Origin of the sequence: Pseudomonas akapageensis, from assembly GCF_011355085.1 — a bacterium.
GTDB lineage: Bacteria > Pseudomonadota > Gammaproteobacteria > Pseudomonadales > Pseudomonadaceae > Aquipseudomonas > Aquipseudomonas akapageensis.
Genome location: NZ_VXCP01000017.1, coordinates 142,065 through 160,609, shown reverse-complemented (window position 1 = coordinate 160,609; position 18,545 = coordinate 142,065). Strand labels below are relative to the sequence as shown.

22 protein-coding genes are annotated in these 18,545 nt (G+C 59.3%); 4 read left to right on the top strand and 18 right to left on the bottom strand.

From position 1 onward, the window contains the following. Positions 1 to 78: 78 nt before the first annotated feature. Positions 79 to 480 (bottom strand): cupin domain-containing protein, encoded by a 402-nt coding sequence (locus F2S13_RS14230; protein ID WP_166361812.1) that lies wholly within the window; start codon positions 478 to 480, stop codon positions 79 to 81. Between the two features lie 246 nt (positions 481 to 726). On the opposite strand from F2S13_RS14230, the gene F2S13_RS14225 reads away from it, so the two are divergent. Then, positions 727 to 1,737 carry a PI-PLC domain-containing protein gene (locus tag F2S13_RS14225; protein ID WP_166361810.1) on the top strand — a complete coding sequence of 337 codons (1,011 nt, stop codon included), beginning with the start codon at positions 727 to 729 and terminating at the stop codon, positions 1,735 to 1,737. 34 nt (positions 1,738 to 1,771) lie between these two features. Here the strand turns inward: F2S13_RS14225 and F2S13_RS14220 are convergent, their stop codons facing one another. From F2S13_RS14220 to F2S13_RS14205, 4 genes are all read right to left on the bottom strand, one after another. Beyond that, a complete protein-coding gene (locus F2S13_RS14220) occupies positions 1,772 to 2,335 on the bottom strand; it encodes a DUF1285 domain-containing protein (protein ID WP_166361808.1) in 564 nt (187 codons plus the stop codon). Between the two features lie 10 nt (positions 2,336 to 2,345). Continuing rightward, positions 2,346 to 2,948, bottom strand: a complete 603-nt coding sequence (locus F2S13_RS14215; protein WP_166361806.1) for a DUF4823 domain-containing protein — start codon at positions 2,946 to 2,948, stop codon at positions 2,346 to 2,348. 64 nt (positions 2,949 to 3,012) lie between these two features. Then, entirely contained in the window at positions 3,013 to 3,981 is a 969-nt protein-coding gene (locus tag F2S13_RS14210; protein ID WP_166361804.1) for a GTP 3',8-cyclase MoaA, read from the bottom strand. A gap of 128 nt (positions 3,982 to 4,109) precedes the next feature. Next, entirely contained in the window at positions 4,110 to 4,748 is a 639-nt protein-coding gene (locus F2S13_RS14205; protein WP_166361802.1) for a TetR/AcrR family transcriptional regulator, read from the bottom strand. A gap of 73 nt (positions 4,749 to 4,821) precedes the next feature. On the opposite strand from F2S13_RS14205, the gene F2S13_RS14200 reads away from it, so the two are divergent. Next, positions 4,822 to 5,955, top strand: coding sequence for an aminotransferase class V-fold PLP-dependent enzyme (locus F2S13_RS14200; protein ID WP_166361800.1), 1,134 nt, complete (start codon positions 4,822 to 4,824; stop codon positions 5,953 to 5,955). A gap of 243 nt (positions 5,956 to 6,198) precedes the next feature. Here F2S13_RS14200 and F2S13_RS14195 read toward each other — a convergent pair whose 3' ends face one another. The 12 genes from F2S13_RS14195 to F2S13_RS14140 all read right to left on the bottom strand — a co-directional run bounded on the left by F2S13_RS14195 (position 6,199) and on the right by F2S13_RS14140 (position 16,069). Next, on the bottom strand, positions 6,199 to 6,978 hold the full coding sequence (locus tag F2S13_RS14195) for a TatD family hydrolase (RefSeq protein WP_166361798.1): 780 nt from the start codon (positions 6,976 to 6,978) through the stop codon (positions 6,199 to 6,201). Between the two features lie 55 nt (positions 6,979 to 7,033). Next, entirely contained in the window at positions 7,034 to 8,020 is a 987-nt protein-coding gene (locus F2S13_RS14190; protein WP_166361796.1) for a DNA polymerase III subunit delta', read from the bottom strand. Continuing rightward, positions 8,013 to 8,645: a dTMP kinase gene (tmk, locus tag F2S13_RS14185; protein ID WP_166361794.1), complete on the bottom strand. Its 633-nt coding sequence runs from the start codon at positions 8,643 to 8,645 to the stop codon at positions 8,013 to 8,015. Before tmk ends, F2S13_RS14190 begins: the two co-directional genes overlap by 8 nt. Positions 8,646 to 8,664: 19 nt before the next feature. Next, a complete protein-coding gene (gene mltG / locus F2S13_RS14180; protein ID WP_166361792.1) occupies positions 8,665 to 9,903 on the bottom strand; it encodes an endolytic transglycosylase MltG in 1,239 nt (412 codons plus the stop codon). A 3-nt stretch (positions 9,904 to 9,906) separates the two neighbouring features. Continuing rightward, a complete protein-coding gene (gene pabC / locus F2S13_RS14175; protein ID WP_166361790.1) occupies positions 9,907 to 10,722 on the bottom strand; it encodes an aminodeoxychorismate lyase in 816 nt (271 codons plus the stop codon). Next, a complete protein-coding gene (gene fabF, locus F2S13_RS14170) occupies positions 10,722 to 11,966 on the bottom strand; it encodes a beta-ketoacyl-ACP synthase II (protein WP_166361788.1) in 1,245 nt (414 codons plus the stop codon). Before fabF ends, pabC begins: the two co-directional genes overlap by 1 nt. Before the next feature lie 112 nt (positions 11,967 to 12,078). Continuing rightward, entirely contained in the window at positions 12,079 to 12,315 is a 237-nt protein-coding gene (gene acpP, locus F2S13_RS14165) for an acyl carrier protein (RefSeq protein ID WP_010165887.1), read from the bottom strand. A 195-nt stretch (positions 12,316 to 12,510) separates the two neighbouring features. Further along, positions 12,511 to 13,251 (bottom strand): 3-oxoacyl-ACP reductase FabG, encoded by a 741-nt coding sequence (gene fabG, locus F2S13_RS14160; RefSeq protein ID WP_166361786.1) that lies wholly within the window; start codon positions 13,249 to 13,251, stop codon positions 12,511 to 12,513. Between the two features lie 15 nt (positions 13,252 to 13,266). After that, positions 13,267 to 14,205: an ACP S-malonyltransferase gene (fabD, locus tag F2S13_RS14155; protein WP_166361785.1), complete on the bottom strand. Its 939-nt coding sequence runs from the start codon at positions 14,203 to 14,205 to the stop codon at positions 13,267 to 13,269. A gap of 126 nt (positions 14,206 to 14,331) precedes the next feature. Beyond that, positions 14,332 to 15,342: a phosphate acyltransferase PlsX gene (gene plsX, locus F2S13_RS14150; RefSeq protein ID WP_166361783.1), complete on the bottom strand. Its 1,011-nt coding sequence runs from the start codon at positions 15,340 to 15,342 to the stop codon at positions 14,332 to 14,334. Between the two features lie 3 nt (positions 15,343 to 15,345). After that, on the bottom strand, positions 15,346 to 15,528 hold the full coding sequence (gene rpmF, locus F2S13_RS14145; protein ID WP_008375086.1) for a 50S ribosomal protein L32: 183 nt from the start codon (positions 15,526 to 15,528) through the stop codon (positions 15,346 to 15,348). Between the two features lie 13 nt (positions 15,529 to 15,541). Then, on the bottom strand, positions 15,542 to 16,069 hold the full coding sequence (locus F2S13_RS14140) for a YceD family protein (protein ID WP_166361781.1): 528 nt from the start codon (positions 16,067 to 16,069) through the stop codon (positions 15,542 to 15,544). 97 nt (positions 16,070 to 16,166) lie between these two features. Here F2S13_RS14140 and F2S13_RS14135 point away from each other — a divergent pair, with 97 nt between their 5' ends. Then, entirely contained in the window at positions 16,167 to 16,745 is a 579-nt protein-coding gene (locus tag F2S13_RS14135; protein ID WP_166361779.1) for a Maf family protein, read from the top strand. Between the two features lie 277 nt (positions 16,746 to 17,022). After that, positions 17,023 to 17,424 (top strand): hypothetical protein, encoded by a 402-nt coding sequence (locus tag F2S13_RS14130; protein ID WP_166361777.1) that lies wholly within the window; start codon positions 17,023 to 17,025, stop codon positions 17,422 to 17,424. 11 nt (positions 17,425 to 17,435) lie between these two features. On the opposite strand, the gene F2S13_RS14125 is transcribed toward F2S13_RS14130, so the two are convergent. Next, positions 17,436 to 18,476 (bottom strand): alpha/beta fold hydrolase, encoded by a 1,041-nt coding sequence (locus F2S13_RS14125; RefSeq protein ID WP_166361775.1) that lies wholly within the window; start codon positions 18,474 to 18,476, stop codon positions 17,436 to 17,438. Positions 18,477 to 18,545: the final 69 nt, after the last annotated feature.

Here is an 18,545-nt window from a genome sequence, read left to right as displayed (position 1 = left end):
GGATGATATCGCCAAATTGGCGATATCAAAAAAACCTGCCCATTACACCATGTAACCGAGCTGAATTCCTCTCCTTAATCATTCCTTGTATGGAACCGCCAGCGGATCCTTGTCATCAGTCAGGCTCCACACCAACAGCTTGGCCGGCTGCGTCTCGCTGGCATTGCGCGACATCAGGTGCACCGTGCCGGCTGGCTCGAACCAGTACTCACCCACCTTGTAGTTTTTTTGCTCCTGCCCCTTTATCTGGGAGATCACCTCCCCCTCCAGCACGTATGCCATCACCGCCCCGGGATGCTGATGGGGCAGCGAGCGCTGGCCCGGCGCGTAACTGACCGTGAGCATGATGGCTTTCTTGCCAGGGGCGTTGCTGAGCGCCTGCTCTTGCAGCACCATTCGCGTCTCCTTGCCGTCCTCACCGCCATGGGCCCAGGTGGCCGCACCAGCAAGGAGGGTGACGACGACGAGAATACCGGTCATGACATTTCTGCATTTCATCTTGCTCACCTCACAGGAAAGTATTTGCGCTGCGATGTCAGCGTAGAACGCCCCCACCGCCGGGCAAATAGCCAATCAAGAAGAAAAGCAGAAGTCCATTAACGGCAACCTATCAGGTTAAGGGAAACATTCCCTATGTATCTGCGCAGCATACGAACTTACTTTTATTGAACGGCGTAACTGACGTCGAATACGTTTCATTCATGCAGTATCAAATGGAGTTGACCAATGATTGATAAAAATGAACCAGCAGCAGAAATGGATATTACGCCTGAATACCGCGACCAAGACAGCAACCTGGGTATTTTAAAAACGCCTGCTTCTCTTCCGATCCCACGCCCGTCATCGGAAAGTGAGCCCACCCTGAATCTACCCAGCAACTCGCAAGCCACCAACATCCGCGATACCTGGATGTGGACTTACCGCAATGTCGGGTCCTTGAAAATAACCGAGACCATCCTGCCCGGCACTCACAACTCGGGCTTCGACAAAGAAGCCCCCTACACCCCAAGCGGTGACACCTGCCAGGATGTTTCGACCTTGAAGCAACTACTTGGCGGTATTCGGGTACTGGATCTCAGAGTGCAGTTCTTCGGCGGCCTGGGAAGTGGCGATGCTCGCCGATTTTCCATCTTCCACTCCACGACCTCCGGCAGGACCGTGCAGGAAATACTGCAAAATATTCTGACATTCCATCAGGCCAATCGCTCGAAAGAAATCATCATCGTAAACTTCCATCAATTCAAAAACTTCACGACTGCAGCCCATACAGAGTTAGCCAGCCTCATCAAGAATGCATTTAGTCAGAGTGCATACAGAAGCAAGTTGATCACGCCAAACTTGAAATCAATGACAATCAATAATATCTGGCAAAGAAACTTAAATGAAAACGTGGTCATCGCCTACAACACCAGCAACCGGGATTCCGCTTTCTGGCCCGGGGTCAATCAACGCTGGATTGGCGAAAATACACCTTCGACCGCCAAGTTGAAAAGTTTCATGGACCGCGTCGCACAGGAATCAAAACCTCAAGACGAGCTGAGGTCCATCCAGTGCGCCAAATACAGCCTACCGTTCCACGTTCCAAAAAACCTGTCAGGTGATATCAACACCTGGTTCAAGGCAGGAGAAAGCAAGAACGCCTACATTCAAAAGTTCTTCATCATCAACACAGATTGGTCATTGCGCTCCAATCTGGTTGATGACTGCATTTATGCCAACTACGTCAAAACGCGCTGAATCAAAACGTCAGGACGCCGGCCTGCCGGCGCACCTACGGTTCAAGGCCAATGGGGAAGAACTCGCCACCGCTCCAGACGCCCAGCCATTTACGCTGGTCGACTTCGCGCACCACCGCAAGGTCGACCAATTGATAAAACACGTTGCGATGAATCAACGCTTCAAGGTTGGCGCGTACATGAACATAGGGAGAGGGCTCCTGCGTCTGCGGGTCGATGACAAAGCGCATGGGGTGATCGGCGCCCGCCTCGACTTCTTCCTCGACGTTGGTGGTGAAGCGCAAGCGCTGCTCTTCCCCCTCGCCCTCGACCTGCAGGCTCACGGCGATAAAAGGCGCATCGTCGACCTTGATCCCGACCTTCTCGACCGGAGTAATCAGAAAGTAGTCATCGCCGTCACGACGAATGATCGTGGAGAACAATTTGACCATCGGTTTGCGCCCGATCGGTGTCCCCAGATAGAACCAGGTCCCGTCGCGAGCGATGCGCATGTCGATATCGCCGCAAAATGCCGGATTCCACAGGTGGACTGGCGGTAATCCCTTTTCTGATTTCGGAATCTGCGCCAGCAAATCGTTGGCCTTGCCCGGTCCACTCATGGTTTTCTCCTCAACGGCTCATGCCCAATAGGCTACGAGCGTAATCCTCAAGCGGCGGGCCGATCAAATCTTCCGGCCGGTTATCGTGAAACGTCAGTAAACCGCCACGGCTGTGTATGCGCGCTGTATCGATCAGATACCGGGTATTGGTTTCAATCAGCATCAACTGGATCACGCCACTGTCGATCCCCAGGCGGTCCACGGCTTGCTCATCGTACCAGTCGTTGCCATTGCCGATACGGTCATCGGCCTTGGCGAAGCGGGCGTAGAGCAAATAGTGCGCGCCGGCATCGCGCGCCTCGTTCAGGGCAGCTTCCAGCCCCAACGGCGCCCTGGCGCGGCGCACCAGTGGGAAGTATTCGACAAACCCATTGAACGCTTCTTCGGCAATGGCGTTAGGCCGCGGGTAATCGCCGCCCGGTGGCGCAAACGGCCCCTGGCCAATGAAAATGAAAGAGTCGGGCTGCAGGCGCAGCGAGATGGAGCGCTGCGTATCACTGTGATCCAGCAGGCCGGCATCGCTCATATGGTAGTGGGCAACCTCGCCCATATCGCTGACGTTCATGCAGCCGCCCAGCGACAGCACTGCCAGCAGCAAAACCAAGCTACGCATCTTCCCTCCAGAGGCCGGCGACGGAAAACCGGCGAATAGCCCCCGGATGCAGCTTTTAAGCCAGTTAGCCCCCGATGATTTTCATCACCGTTGCGCCGCCGGAAAATGCCACTTCCTGTTTGTCTCCAAGCGCCTTGACCAACAAGCGTTGCAGGGCTGGCAGGGCTTGATGGCGGGGCTTGTCGAGCAGGTCACCGATGTAATGCCGGTTGCTCGATGAGAGGCACCCGTGCAGCCAACCGGTTGAAGACAGACGCAGGCGCGAACAGGTGCGACAGAACGGGACACTCTCGTTGGCAATCACACCGAAGTACCCCTGCCCCGGAATCTGGTAGCGAATCGCAGTGGCATCAACGGGTGCATCGGCCTGCAGGTATTCGTAGCGCTCGCCGATCACGTCAAGCAATTGCTGCAGGCTGACAAATTGTTGCAGGAAGGCGTTCGAGTCGCGGGCCAGGTGCCCCATGCGCATCAACTCGATGAAGCGCAGTTCGTACCCGCGCTCCAGACAGTAATCGAGCAACGGCAGCACCTGGTCCAGGTTCTGCCCGCGTAGCGGCACCATGTTGACCTTGATCCTGATACCCGCCGCGCTGGCCTGCGCCATGCCTTCGAGCACCGTAGCGAGGTCGCCGCCACGGGCAATACTGCGAAATGCCCCAGGATCGAGGGTGTCCAGAGAGACATTGAGCCGGGCGATGCCGGCACTTACCAGCACAGGCAGCTTGCGCACCAGCAACTGACCATTGGTGGTCAGGCTGATGTCCTCCAGGCCCAATACCGAGACTTCCCGCATGAAGGTTTCAAGCTTGGGGCTGACCAGGGGCTCGCCGCCGGTAATACGCAGACGCTCGATGCCGGCAGACTCGATCAGGTAGGCGACGCCTCGGGCCATGGCCTCGGCCGACAGCTCGTCCTGGGCAGCAACCAGGCGCTTGCCATCAGGCACGCAATAGGTACAGGCGTAGTTGCAGGCGGAGGTCAGGCTGACGCGCAGATTACGAAAACGCCTGCCTTGACGATCGACGATCATGGATGACTCCGGCATGGGAAAAATCGGGCATGCAAAACCTGACTCAAAAATCAGGTTTTTGCAAGCCTCATACCTGAGTATATTCCTGAGGATCTCGATCCAGTAGCACTATAGGCTGACGAAATAAGTCAACTACTGGAGTTGTCGGGATCGCGCTTGCGCTTGTTGCCCATGCGCACGCCGATGTCCATCAGGAACTGGAAGAAGCCTTCCTGATCTTCCAGCACATTGCTCCAGAATGGCGAGTGATAGAGCGCCACTGCACCATGGACCAGCGCCCAGGAGGCACAGTAGTGGAAGTACGGCGGTACGTCCTCGAGCTTGCCTTCGCTGATCCGTCCCTTGATCAGCTGGGTCAGGCGCTCGAAGTTCGAGGCACGGATCTTGTGCAGCTCCTCGACCATCTCCGGCACCTGGTTGCCCTTGACGACCTTTTCCTCAAGGCGATCGAACAGTCGATAGCGCTGTGGATCGCGCATGCGGAACTCGAAGTAGGCGCGCGACAAGGCCTCCTTGTCACGGTCGACATCGGCAGAGTGGAGCAATTCGTTCAAGTCACGCTCGTAATCGAGCATCAGGCGCAGGTAGATCTCCGCCTTGGACTTGAAATGCTTGTAAATCGTGCCTTTGCCGATACCGACTGCATCAGCGATCATCTCGACGGTGACACTGTCTTCACCTTGATCGAGGAACAGCTTGAGTGCGGTATCGAGAATTTCCTGCTCACGGCGACGAAATTCACGGACCTTGCGAGGTTCTTTCTGCATATGAGGGACTGGATCAAAAAACGAAGCCGGATATTATGCCTAACTTGCGCCAAATTGCACGGATCATCCGACCATGTCTATGTTTCATGATGAGTTTGAACAGGCCAGCGGCCTGCGATATTTGAACCACGCAGCGGTGGCTCCCTGGCCGAAACGCAGCAGCGACGCGGTCCGGCGCTTTGCCGAGGAGAACGTTTTACTGGGTGCTAGGGACTATCCGGACTGGATGGCGCTTGAACAACGCCTTCGTGAACGCCTCATGCGACTGACGAACGCACCATCGACGGATGACATCGCACTGGTCAAAAACACGTCGGAAGCGCTTTCCTTTGTTGCCTTCGGACTGGACTGGCAAGCGGGTGACCAGATCGTCATCAGCGATGAGGAGTTCCCATCCAATCGCATCGTCTGGGAAGCCCTGCGCGGCCAAGGAGTCGAAGTGGTGCAGGTTAATCTTGCCGGCGACGATCCTGAAGCCGCGCTACTGGCCGCCTGCGGCCCGCAGACCCGCCTGATGTCGATCAGCGCGGTCCAGTATGCCAGCGGCCTGCGCCTGGACCTGCCACGCCTTGGCCAGGGCTGCAAGGAGCGCAACGTGCTGTTCTGCATTGACGCTATCCAGCAATTGGGTGCCCTGCCCTTCGACGTGCAGCAGTATCAATGCGATTTCGCCATGGCCGACGGCCACAAATGGTTATTGGGGCCAGAAGGTCTGGGCGTGTTCTACTGCCGCAGCGAAGTGCGACCGCATTTGAAGCTCAGTGAATACGGCTGGCACATGCTCGAACACATGGGTGATTACACCCGCACCGAATGGGAGCCGGCCCGGAGCGCCCGCCGCTTCGAATGTGGCAGCCCTAACATGTTGGGCGCCATGGCACTGGAGGCCAGCTTGTCGCTACTCGAAGAAGTCGGCATGGAACAGGTCGCCGCCGCCCTGGATGAACGTATTCAATGGCTGTATGACGGTCTGGGCAGCATCCCCGGCGTTGTTATCCACAGCCCGCTGAACTCGGCAAGACGCGCCGGAATTGTCTCGTTCAGTATCGACGGCATTGATAATAAACGCGTGCATGAGCTATTGAAGCAGGAACAGGTCGTTTGCATCCCACGGGGCCCCGGGGTGCGCTTTTCCCCGCATTTCTATACTGAAAAGCGCGTAATCGACGAAACTCTGAGCATCGTGAAAAAAATTGCATCGCGATGAGTGCTCAGCAGCGACGCGCGTATTCCAAATCTGTTTAAAAAACGAGCAGTGCTGAGTGGAATAGCGCCAATCCTGACCAATACTTGAAGTGTTGACGCGCCATACCCCCCAAGTGACGCGTCGATAAAGGTGTCAAAGGACAGCACGCCTTTGTTTTACTCCTAATGGTCTTAACCCGGATTCACCCCCCAGAACCCGGGTTTTTTTTGCCTCCAATCTTTTGCGATCTTCGCAATGCAACGCCTAGACCCTGGCCAGCGGGAACAACCGCTTGAAATTGGCCGTGGTCTGTTCGGCAAAGCGCGCATAGGACTCACCGCGCAACATCGCCAGGAACTCGGCCACTTCGCGCACGTATTGCGGCAGGTTCGGCTTGCCTCGATACGGAATCGGCGCCAGGTACGGAGAGTCGGTCTCGACCAGCAGGCGATCGGCCGGCACCTGCCGCGCCACATCGCGCAGGGCATCGGCATTACGGAAGGTGACGATACCGGAAAGGGAAATGTAGAAACCCAGGTCCAGCGCGGCCTTGGCCATGTCCCAGTCTTCAGTGAAGCAATGCAGGACACCGGCTTGCGCCAGGCTGGCCTCGCGCAGCAATGCCAGGGTATCGGCACGGGCGCCACGGGTATGGACGATGACCGGCTTGCCGGTCACGGCTGCCGCTTGCAGGTGCAGACGGAATGATTCCTGCTGCAACTCGGCCGCTTCCGGCTCGTAGTGATAGTCCAGGCCGGTCTCACCGATGGCGACCACCTGTGGGTGCTCCAGCTCCTGCAGCAACCAGTCGAGGGCCGGGGCAACGCCGGGCTGCAGATCGAGTGGGTGCACGCCGACCGAACAATCGACATCGGCATAACGCTCGGCCAGGCCCTTGACCGCCGCCGCATTCTCGGCGCTGACGCCGATACAGAGGAAATGCCCGACACCACGCGCACGCGCCGCATCAAGGGCGGCATCAAGGGAGCCGCCGTGCTGCGTGAGATCGAGACGATCCAGGTGGCAGTGGGAATCTACAAGCATGGGGGTATCTACAAGCATGGGCTTTTTTGACAACTGCATCAGATAAGAGAAACGATCAGCGCTGACCAGGCAGGGCCGACCAGGACACCAGCAAGGCTTCGAGCAACAGCACGCGATTGAGGTTGGCCTTGGCCAGGACCTTCTGGCGCTGCGCAAGAATCCAGTCCTGAATGCCGAGGACCTTGTCCTGGCCACTTTTTTGCGCGAGGTACTGCACCACCTTGCGCATGTCGCTCAAGCCTAAGCCTTCCTCGTCCTGCGTCAACTGATAGCGCAGGACCAGGCTCGACCAGTCACAGAACCAGTCGAACAATAATAACAATGGAATGGCATTCCAGCTTTCGGCCAGCTGACTGGGCGAGACCTGCTGCTTGAGCAGCTTTTTCACGCCTTCCACCACCGTTGCGCGCTGCTCGCGCACGCCCTGGGCCTGCAGGCTGACAGCTACCAATGGCGAGCCTGCGGCCAGGGTCAGCAACTCGAGTCTTTCCTGCTCATCGCAGTCGGGCAAGGCCGTGGCCAGCCATTGCAGGCTCTGAGCCTGACCTGGCAGTGGGCAGGCCTGTTGTACGCAGCGGCTCTTGATGGTCGGCAACAAGCGGCTGTGCTGATGACTGACCAGCAACAACACGGTATTGCCCGACGGCTCCTCCAGGCTTTTGAGCAAGGCGTTGGCAGCGTTGATATTCATGGACTCGGCGGGCTCGACCAACACCACCTTGCGTCCGCCGAGCTGCGCGGTCTGGACCACGAAATTGACCAGATCACGGACCTGATCGACCTTGATCGCCTTGTCCGCCTCTTCCGGTTCCAGCACATAGTTGTCCGGATGACTGCCCGCCGCCAGCAACATGCAGGACTTGCATTGACCACAGGCCTGAAGCCCCTGCGGGTTCTGGCACAGCAACAAGGCCATCAGGCGTTCGGCCAGTGCTCGCTTGCCGATGCCCTGCGGGCCATGCAACAGATAGGCGTGAGCATGCTGCTTGCGCCCGGCCAGCTGCTGCCAGAGCTCAGCCTGCCAGGGATAGGTCTCAGCCACGGTACAACCCCAGGATTTCCGGCAGCAGCCTGTCGAGCGCTTGCTGCACCTCGACCAATGGCAAGGCGGCGTCGATCAAGCGGTAGCGCGCAGGCTGCGCTTGGGCGCGCTTGAGATACGCGCTGCGCACCGCATCGAAAAATACCCGCCCTTCCTGCTCGAAACGATCCAGCCGACCGCGCGCCGAAGCACGGGCCAGACCCACTTCCACCGGTAGGTCGAACACCAGGGTCAGGTCCGGGCGCAGCTCCCCCTGGACGAAGGTTTCCAGCGTCGCGATGCGTTCCTGGGAGAGCCCGCGACCACCACCCTGATAGGCATAGGTGGCATCGGTGAAGCGGTCGCAAAGTACCACCGCGCCACGGGCCAGTGCCGGGCGAATCACTTGCGCCAGGTGCTGGGCGCGAGCGGCGAACACCAGCAAAAGCTCGGTATCGGCGTTCATCGGTTCGTCGCTGGGCGCCAGCAACAATTCACGAATCCGTTCTGCCAGTGGCGTACCACCGGGTTCGCGGGTCAGTACCACGTCGATACCGGCCGCACGCAGATGCCCTGCCAGGTACTCGCGATTCGTGCTCTTGCCCGCACCTTCCGGACCTTCCAGGGTAATAAACAAGCCGGTCACAGGCAGTCCTTAATCTTGATCATTGCGGATTCGCTTGAGCGCCTTGAGTCATATCCGGAGTCGATTCCGGAGGCGGCGCTGGTGTCGGTTCGGGTGTCGGTGCCGATTCGGGTACAGGGGCAGGCTCGGGTTGCGAATCCGGTGTCGATTCACTTTCCGGCGCCGATCCGGTTTCAGGGATCGACTGCTGCTGATCCTCCTCCGCTGCCGAATCGGACTCCGTCATCGGCCCCGGACTTGAGCGGTAGTCGGCGCGACGCTTGAGCTGATACTCGCGTACTGCGGCATTGTGAGCATCCAGGTCATCGGAAAAGACATGGCTGCCGTCGCCGCGCGCGACGAAATACAGGGCACTGCCATGGGCCGGATTCAAGGCGGCATGGATCGCTTCGCGACCGACCATGGCGATCGGTGTCGGCGGCAGGCCGGGTATCACATAAGTGTTGTAAGGCGTGGACTCACGCAGGTCGGCGCGGGTCAACTTGCCGTTGTAGCGCTCGCCCATCCCGTAGATCACGGTCGGGTCGGTTTGCAGCAGCATCCCGGTTTGCATGCGGCGCACGAACACGCCGGCAATCTGGCGACGCTCCCGCGGGACACCGGTCTCCTTCTCGACCAGCGACGCCATGATCAGCGCCTGATAAGGGTCGGTGTAAGGTGCATCGGAAGCACGGCCATTCCACTCCGTGAGCAGGATCTCCTCAAGACGCGAGTAGGCCTGCTGGAGCAAATCGACATCGCTCACGCCGCGGACGAAACGATAGGTGTCAGGGAAAAACCGGCCTTCGGGGAAAACACCGTGGTGACCGAGCTTGTCCATCACCTCACTGTCGCTCAGGCCGTCGAGCGTGTGGTCGATCTTTTCGTGCCTGGCGAGTGCGGCACGCACCTGACGGAACGTCCAACCTTCGACCAGGGTCAGGTTGTACTGCACCATCTCGCCGCGCTGCCAGACCCCGATCAGGTCGCGCACGCTCATCCCTGGCGCCATGCGGTATTCACCCACATGCAAGGGCGTACCGGCAAGGTTGAAGCGCCAGTACAGGCGCAGCCAGAAGGCGTCGTCGAGCACGCCGTTGGCCTCCATGCGGTAGAACACGCGCGTGGGCGTGGTACCACGAGGCACTTCAAGCAGTTGCTCTTGGGACACCTTCAAGGGTTGTTCCAGTGCCGAGTGCATTTTCCAGGCTGACAAGCCCAATGCCAGGCCCGCCAGAATCAGGCAGGTTTCCAGCAGCACCAAGAAATAACGTCTCACAAATCAAGCATCCAATAGCACACGGGCAATGCGTTGCAGTTTACGGGTGAGCGGACCCGCCGACCAGTTAAGAGATGCAAATGCCCGCACCGGCCAGATGCCATAGACACTGTTGCAGACGAAGATTTCATCGGCCTGCTCGAGATCCTGCAATACCAGGTCACCAATTCGCACCGCAATGCCTTCGCGAGCCGCAGCCTCCAGCAATGCCGCACGCATCACGCCGGCCACGCCGCAACGGCTCAGGTCGGCCGTGATCAACACTCCGTCCTTGACCAGAAACAGGTTGCTGTAGACGCCTTCGATCAGTCGCCCCGACGTGTCGAGCATCAAGCCTTCGGCATACTCACTGCCCTGCCACTCGGAACGGGCCATGACCTGTTCGAGCCGGTTCAGGTGCTTGAGCCCCGCCAGCAGAGGCTGTTCGGCAAGACGCGTGCTGCAGGGGAAGAGTTTGATGCCTTCCAGCGCATTGGCCTGTGGATAATTCGCTGCAGGGCTGGCCTGGAGGATTCGACGGGCAGCGGACCGCGGGTCGGCCGCATAGCCACGCGGACTGTCGCCGCGCGCGAGAATCAACTTGAGAACACCATCGCCCATGAGGGCGGCGTAGGTGCAGAGCTCACTGCGGACCAGCCCCAGGTCCACAGAGATCGACAAACGCGTGCAGCCTTCTGCCAGCCGACGCAAATGCAGCTCCAGCAAGAGGGGCTGACCAGCCTTGACGGCGATCGTCTCGAACAGACCATCGCCGTAGGCGAGCGCACGGCTATTGAGCGCTATGGCGTCCGCTGGCTGGCCATCGACCCAGCTGTGCATCAATCGGCGAACCGGCGGAAGACCAGCGAGCCGTTGGTACCACCAAAGCCGAAGGAGTTCGACAGCACCACATCGATCGGCATGCTGCGAGCCTCGTGCGGCACGAAGTCCAGGTCACAACCTTCGTCCGGCTCGTCCAGGTTGATGGTCGGCGGCGCGACCTGGCCATTGATCGCCAGGATGCTGAAGATCGCCTCCACGGCACCGGCCGCGCCCAACAGGTGACCGGTCATCGACTTGGTCGAACTGACCGCCAGCTTGTAGGCATGTTCGCCGAACACCGACTTGATCGCCGACACTTCCGCCAGGTCGCCCGCCGAGGTCGAGGTACCGTGGGCGTTGATGTACTGGACGTCTGCCGGGTTCACGCGCGCATCGCGCAAGGCATTGGTCATGCAACGTGCAGCACCGGCACCATCTTCAGGTGGCGAGGTCATGTGATAGGCATCGCCGCTCATGCCAAAGCCCACGAGCTCGGCATAAATGGTCGCGCCGCGCGCCTTGGCGTGCTCCAGTTCTTCGAGCACCAGGGCGCCTGCACCGTCGGACAGGACGAAGCCATCACGCCCCTTGTCCCATGGACGGCTGGCCCGGGTCGGCTCGTCATTGCGAGTCGACAAGGCGCGCGCCGCGCCGAATCCGCCCATGCCCAGGCCACAGGCAGCCATTTCGGCGCCACCGGCGATCATGACGTCAGCTTCGCCATAGGCAATATTGCGCGCCGCCATGCCAATGCAATGAGTACCGGTGGTACAGGCCGTGGCAATGGCGTAGTTAGGCCCCTGAACCCCCAGGTGGATGGACAGGAAGCCGGAAATCATATTGATGATCGAGCCAGGCACGAAAAACGGCGAGATACGCCGAGGGCCCTGCTCGTGCAAGGTACGGCTGGTTTCTTCGATATTGGTCAGACCGCCAATACCCGAACCCATGGCCACACCGATACGCTCACGGTTGGCATCGGTCACTTCGAGGCCAGCGTTACGCACGGCCTGAAAACCGGCCGCCAGGCCGTACTGGATGAACAGGTCGAGCTTGCGAGCTTCTTTGACCGACAGGTATTCCTCGACCTTGAAGCCCTTGACCGAGCCGCCAAAACGGGTGGTATAGGCAGAAAGGTCCGTATGTTCAATCAGACCAATGCCACTGCGGCCAGCCAGAATGCCCTGCCAACTGCTCGGCACGTCTGTACCCAGTGGCGACAGCATACCCATACCGGTGACCACGACGCGTCTACGCGACACAGCACTCTCCTTATTCGATGGACGACACTTCACTTCTCATCTAAAGAAAAAACCGCACGCCAGCGAAGGCAGTGCGGTTTTTTCCATGACAAGAAGCGACGATTACAAAGTCTTAAGCCTGGTGGCTAGTGACGTAATCGATAGCAGCTTGAACAGTAGTGATCTTCTCAGCTTCTTCGTCAGGGATTTCGGTCTCGAATTCCTCTTCCAGAGCCATCACCAGCTCAACGGTGTCAAGGGAATCGGCACCCAGATCTTCAACGAAGGAAGCGGTGTTGGTCACTTCTTCTTCTTTAACGCCCAGTTGCTCGGCGACGATTTTCTTGACGCGTTCTTCGATGGTGCTCATACCTTGTTTTCACTCCTAATGGACATATGTCAGGCAGCTGGCCGGTGTGTAAGTTTATAGAAAGAGCTCGGCTTTTCAAGCTGAAAGCGTTACTCGTTCTTCACACCCGCCCGCTGACTAGAATTTGGTTGCAGCTTTATAACGGATTTTAGACAGCTCGTATGACATTTTTTTGAAGCAATCCGTCACATTTGACTACATGTACATCCCACCGTTGACCGGGATTGTAGCGCCGGTCACGTATGCCGCACCTTCCGATGCCAGGAAAGCGACCACTTTCGCGATCTCTTCGGCCTGGCCCAGACGGCCCAGCGGAATCTGGGTTTGCAACGCTTCACGCTGGGCTTCGGGCAGCTCACGGGTCATGTCGGTATCGATGAAACCAGGTGCTACCGAGTTGACCGTGATTGCACGAGACCCGACTTCACGCGCCAGGGCGCGACTGAAACCTTCCAGTCCTGCCTTGGCCGCAGCATAGTTTACTTGGCCGACGTTGCCCATGGCACCCACCACCGAGCCGATACTGATGATACGACCCCAACGCGCCTTGGTCATGCCACGCAGCACGCCTTTGCTCAGGCGATACAGGCTGTTGAGGTTGGTGTCGATCACGTCATGCCATTCGTCGTCTTTCATGCGCAGCATCAGGTTATCGCGGGTGATGCCGGCATTATTGACCAGAATTGTCGGCGCACCGAACTGCTCCTGGATCTTGGCCAGGGTCGCGGTGACCGACTCATCGCTGCATACGTTCAGCTCCAGGCCGGTGCCTTCGATGCCGTGCTCCTTGAGGGTCGCAGCGATACGCTCCGCACCCGAGGCCGACGTGGCGGTACCAATGACAATGGCGCCCATGCGCCCCAATTCCAGCGCAATGGCTTGACCAATGCCGCGGCTCGCGCCGGTAACCAGTGCAACTTTACCTTGCAGGCTCATGCAAGTTCTCCTAGATCAGGCCAACGCTGCGCGGGCGGCAGCGAAGGCATCGGGGGTATTGAGGTTGGATGTCGACACGCCTTCGGCGCAGCGTTTGTTCAGGCCAGCCAGAACCTTGCCAGGACCGCATTCCACCAGCTCGGTGGCACCCTTGGCCGCCAGCGTCTGGACCGACTCGACCCAACGCACTGGCTTGTACAACTGCTCCAGCAGGTCGCGCTTGAGGGTTTCCAGATCGGCCGGCACATCGGCACTGACGTTCTGAACCACAGGGATCTGCGGCGCCTGCCAGTTGATCGCGGCGATGGACTCGGCAAAACGCTCGGCCGCCGGACGCATCAGCTCGCAGTGGGACGGCACGCTGACCGGCAGCGGCATCGCGCGCTTGGCACCACGGGCCTTGCAGCCTTCGATGGCGCGCTCGACGGCGGCCTTGGCACCGGCGATCACGACCTGGCCCGGCGAGTTGAAATTGACCGCGCTGACCACTTCACCTTGCGCCGCTTCTGCGCAGGCAGCCACGACATCAGCGTCATCCAGGCCGAGAATGGCAGCCATGCCACCCTGCCCGGCCGGTACCGCTTCCTGCATCAACTGGCCACGACGCTCGACCAGCTTGACGGCGTCGGCCAGGCTCAGGCTGCCCGCAGCGACCAGTGCGCTGTATTCGCCCAGACTATGACCGGCAACATAAGCCGGCTTCGCGCCACCCTCGGCCAGCCACAGACGCCAGAGCGCAATGGAGGCGGTGAGGATGGCAGGCTGGGTTTTATCGGTTTGATTGAGCTGCTCTTCCGGGCCCTGCTGAGTCAATGCCCACAGGTCATAACCCAAAGCGTCGGAGGCCTCTTTGAAGGTTTCGATGATCAGCGGATGCTGAGCACCCAGCTCGGCGAGCATGCCGAGGGACTGCGAACCTTGTCCCGGAAAGACGAATGCGAGGGATGCAGACATGTAACAAGCCCCTAATGATCTTGTCGACGGAGAGATGGCGAACAGCCAGGCTGAACGCAAGTAATTGAACGTTGGATGGCTATTTGTACCGGACGGTCACATTTACGCGCCCCAGGCAGGATATGCCTAAAGCAACAGGTCCTCCAGACGGCCATGCAGGCGTTCGGGCAGGTTTTCCTGAATCTCTATCACGGCCCGCTGGATGGCGCTTTGAAAACCCTGCACCCCCGCCGAGCCATGGCTTTTCACGACAATGCCCTGCAAGCCGAGAAAGCTGGCGCCATTATGTCGTGCCGGAGCCAGGTCAGCCTTCAGTCGCTTGAGCAACGGCAAGGCCATGGCTCCGACCATTCGCGCCGCCACACCACCCTTGAACAACGCCTCGATGCGCGCCGAAATCATGGTCGCCAGCCCCTCGCTGGACTTGAGCAGGATATTGCCGACGAACCCATCGCACACCACCACATCAGCCTCGCCACGGTAGAGCCCGTCGCCCTCGACGAAACCGATGTAGTTCATGCCACGGGCGCTCTGCAGCAGATTCGCCGCCAACTTGACCTGCTGATTGCCCTTGATGTCTTCGGTGCCGATATTGAGCAATGCCACGCGCGGGCGAACAATGCCCAGCGTTTCGGCCGCCACCGACCCCATGACGGCGAACTGGAACAGGTTTTCGGCACTGCAATCGACATTGGCCCCCAGGTCGAGCAACTGGCAATAACCGCGCTGCGTCGGGATAGCCGCAACCATCGCCGGACGGTCGATGCCCGGCAGGGTCTTGAGCACATAACGCGACAAGGCCATCAACGCACCGGTATTGCCGGCACTGACACAGGCCTGCACCTTGCCGTCACGCAGCAACTCGAGCGCGACCCGCATCGAGGAGTCCGGCTTGCCGCGCAGGGCCTGGGAAGGCTTGTCGTCCATGCCGATGACTTCCGTGGCTGGCACGATTTTCAGGCGTGCGCGATCCACAGCCGGCTGGCTGGCAATCAATTCTTCAAGAAGGGAGGGTTGACCGACGAGGGTCAGGTGCAGCGAGGGCGTAGCAGAAAGGCAAGCAAGGCTGGCCTGAACAATGCTGCGGGGACCGAAGTCCCCGCCCATTGCGTCAATCGCGATGACTTGAGCGGACAAGGATTACTCGTCAGCGCCCTTGTCGATCACTTTACGACCACGGTATACGCCTTCTGGCGATACGTGGTGACGCAGGTGAACTTCACCGGTGGTCTTTTCCACGGACAGAGTGCTAGCCGAGAGAGCATCGTGGGAGCGACGCATGTCACGGGCAGAGCGGGATTTTTTGTTCTGCTGAACAGCCATAATTGATTAACTCCTAAACGTTTGGGTCACGCTTTAACTGCGCCAATACACTGAACGGGTTGGACCGCGTTACCTCGTCCTCGCTCGGTTCGGGCTCATCGAGACCCGCCGGCTGCTGGCATTCTTCCGGATGATGAGCAGGCACAATGGGCAAGGCGAGCAGAAGCTCCTCCTCGATCAGTGACTGCAGATCCAAAGGATCTTCGCCCAGTTCCAGCACGTCATAACCTTTCGGTAACGACTGGGTATTCGCACCCTCTTTCACCACAGCGTAACTGCATTCGCTGTGGATCGGCAGGGTGACCAGCTCAAGACAACGCTGGCAAACCATTTTGACTTCGACGTCGATGGCGCTGTGGATAACCACGGCGTTACGCTCGTCGCGCTCAAAAACGAATTTCGCCTGCACCGTACCGACGTCGTCGGAAAGCGGGTCGCAGAGTCTCTCCAAATCGGCTAGCAGCACTTCCCCCTGGAGGGTAACGCCACGATCGGCCAATTTGCGCGGGTCAACGTGAGGTGGAATCGGGTCATTCAACATAGGCGCAGCATTCTAGGGATGCCCCCCTCACCTGTCAAAGGAAATTCAGTCTTGCACGCCATCAGCTAGAATCCAGGGACTTGTTCAGGAGTTACCCATGCTGCCCTTGCTATTGGCTTCCAGCTCACCCTATCGCCGCGAATTGCTGACGCGACTTCGGCTGCCCTTTACCTGCAGCTCGCCCGACATCGATGAACAAAGGCTGCCGGACGAAGCCGCCATCGACCTGGTCAAGCGCCTGGCCCGGCAAAAGGCCGAAGCCCTGGCCGACCGCCATCCCGCGCATCTTATCATTGGTTCGGATCAGGTGGCGGTGCTCGGCGAACAGATCCTCGGCAAGCCGCACACCTTCGACAAGGCCTGCGCGCAACTGCTCGAGGCCAGCGGCACCCAGGTCACCTTTCTGACCGGCCTGGCGCTGCTCAACAGCAGCACGGGTCGCTGCCAGGTCGACTGCATCCCCTTCACGGTCCACATGCGCGAACTGGACCTGCCGCGCATCGAGCGCTACCTGCATGCGGAACAGCCGTATGACTGCGCCGGCAGCTTCAAGGCGGAGGGGTTGGGGGTGAGTTTGTTCCAGAGCACCCACGGGCCGGACGCGACGAGCCTGGTTGGATTGCCGCTGATTCGATTGGTGGATATGTTGCTGGCTGAAGGGGTATCCATTCCCTGAGTCATAAAAAAACCGGCCTGAGTAAGCCGGTTTCCATGAGCAGTGCAAACCGGCGTAGCCGCTGCCGTCAGGCTGCGCTGGAGTCCCGCAGGGGCTCCCCGGCGCTCTTGAGATCCTGCGCCTGCTGCGCAGGCGAGCGCAGCCTTCGGCAGCGGCTACAGAGCGCCACGCGTTGCGGCTGTCGCTATTTATGCAGCGGGATCCTAGAACTTTTTCCTATTTATCGGTCTATGTGGATAGGCACATAAAGCTTGTCAATCAGAGGTTGTCTTCGCTCATGAAATTCTATGTCCCACGGATGGTGCTCCTCGGCCTGTTCGCGTTCGCGGCAGTGGGCTCGGCATCAGCAACACAAATGAAGACCTCAAACCCTGTTTTCGCAACTGCTGAAGTCGCAGCCGTTCAGGTCCCGGTCCAGGCTGCCGACAACCCTTGGCCGTCCCTGGCCAGCATGGCCGACAAGCAGCCGGGGCCGTTGCTTGCCCATGACGACCGATACTGGCACGACGACCATTGGCACGATCGTAGAGACGATTGGCGCCGAGACGAATGGCGTCGAGAAAACTGGCGCAGAGAGCAAGCCCGCCGGGAAGCCGAACGCCGCCGTTATTGGGAGCGCCATCATGAGCGGGCCATGCAGCACCGCTACGAGGACGATCACCGCTACTATCGACGCTAGTGCACTCGCGATCAGTATTTGTCGACATCCACGACGGCCTGCGCAAACGCCTGTGGTGCTTCCTGTGGTAGGTTGTGCCCGATACCGCCCTCCACAGGCCGGTGCGAATATTTTCCCGAGAACTTCTTCGCATACGCACTGGGGTCCGGATGCGGGGCACCGTCGGCGTCGCCTTGAAGGGTAATCGTCGGCACGGTGATCACGGGAAACCCTGCAAGCCGTTTTTCCAGCTCATCGAACTTCGATTCGCCTTCTGCCAGTCCGAGCCGCCAGCGGTAGTTATGGACGACTACAGCGACATGATCCGGATTGTCGAAGGCCGCCGCGCTGCGCTCGAACGTGGCGTCATCGAACTTCCATTGCGGCGACGTGTTCTGCCAGATCAGCTTCGCAAAGTCATGATGGTACTTGTCATACCCCGCACGGCCGCGCTCGGTGGCGAAATAAAACTGGTACCACCACTGGAGCTCATTCTTCGGCGGCAACGGCATCCTGCCGGCTTCCTGGCTGCCGATCAGGTACCCGCTCACGGACACCAACGCCTTGCAGCGTTCAGGCCAGAGCGCCGCGATGATGTCGGCCGTGCGTGCGCCCCAATCAAACCCGGCGAGAATCGCCTGGTCGATCTTGAGCGCATCCATGAGGGCGACGATGTCGGAGGCAATGGCCACCGGTTGACCGTTGCGAAGGGTTTCACCCGACAGAAAGCGCGTTGCGCCATAGCCGCGCAGATACGGGACGATCACCCTGTAACCCGCCGACGCCAATATTGGTGCGACATCGACGAAACTGTGAATGTCGTAGGGCCAGCCGTGGAGCAGAATCACGGCGCGGCCATCGGCCGGACCGGATTCAGCGTATGCGACATTCAGGACGCCGGCGTCGATGTGCTTGAGTTGATCGAAGGAAGTACTCGTCCCCGCCTTTACCGTCGGCGATTTTGTCTCGCCGGATTGCGCTTGCGCGGAACCGATGACGAGTTCGGCGGACGCGAGGGTTACTAATGTAGCGGCCAAAAAACGGCGCCGCCCAGAGTCGAATTCTTGTGACATAGATGCCTCCGTCCGGATTCAAACAGTGACACTCACAAAGCTGCCCCCTGACGAGCGCGAGCAGGTCTT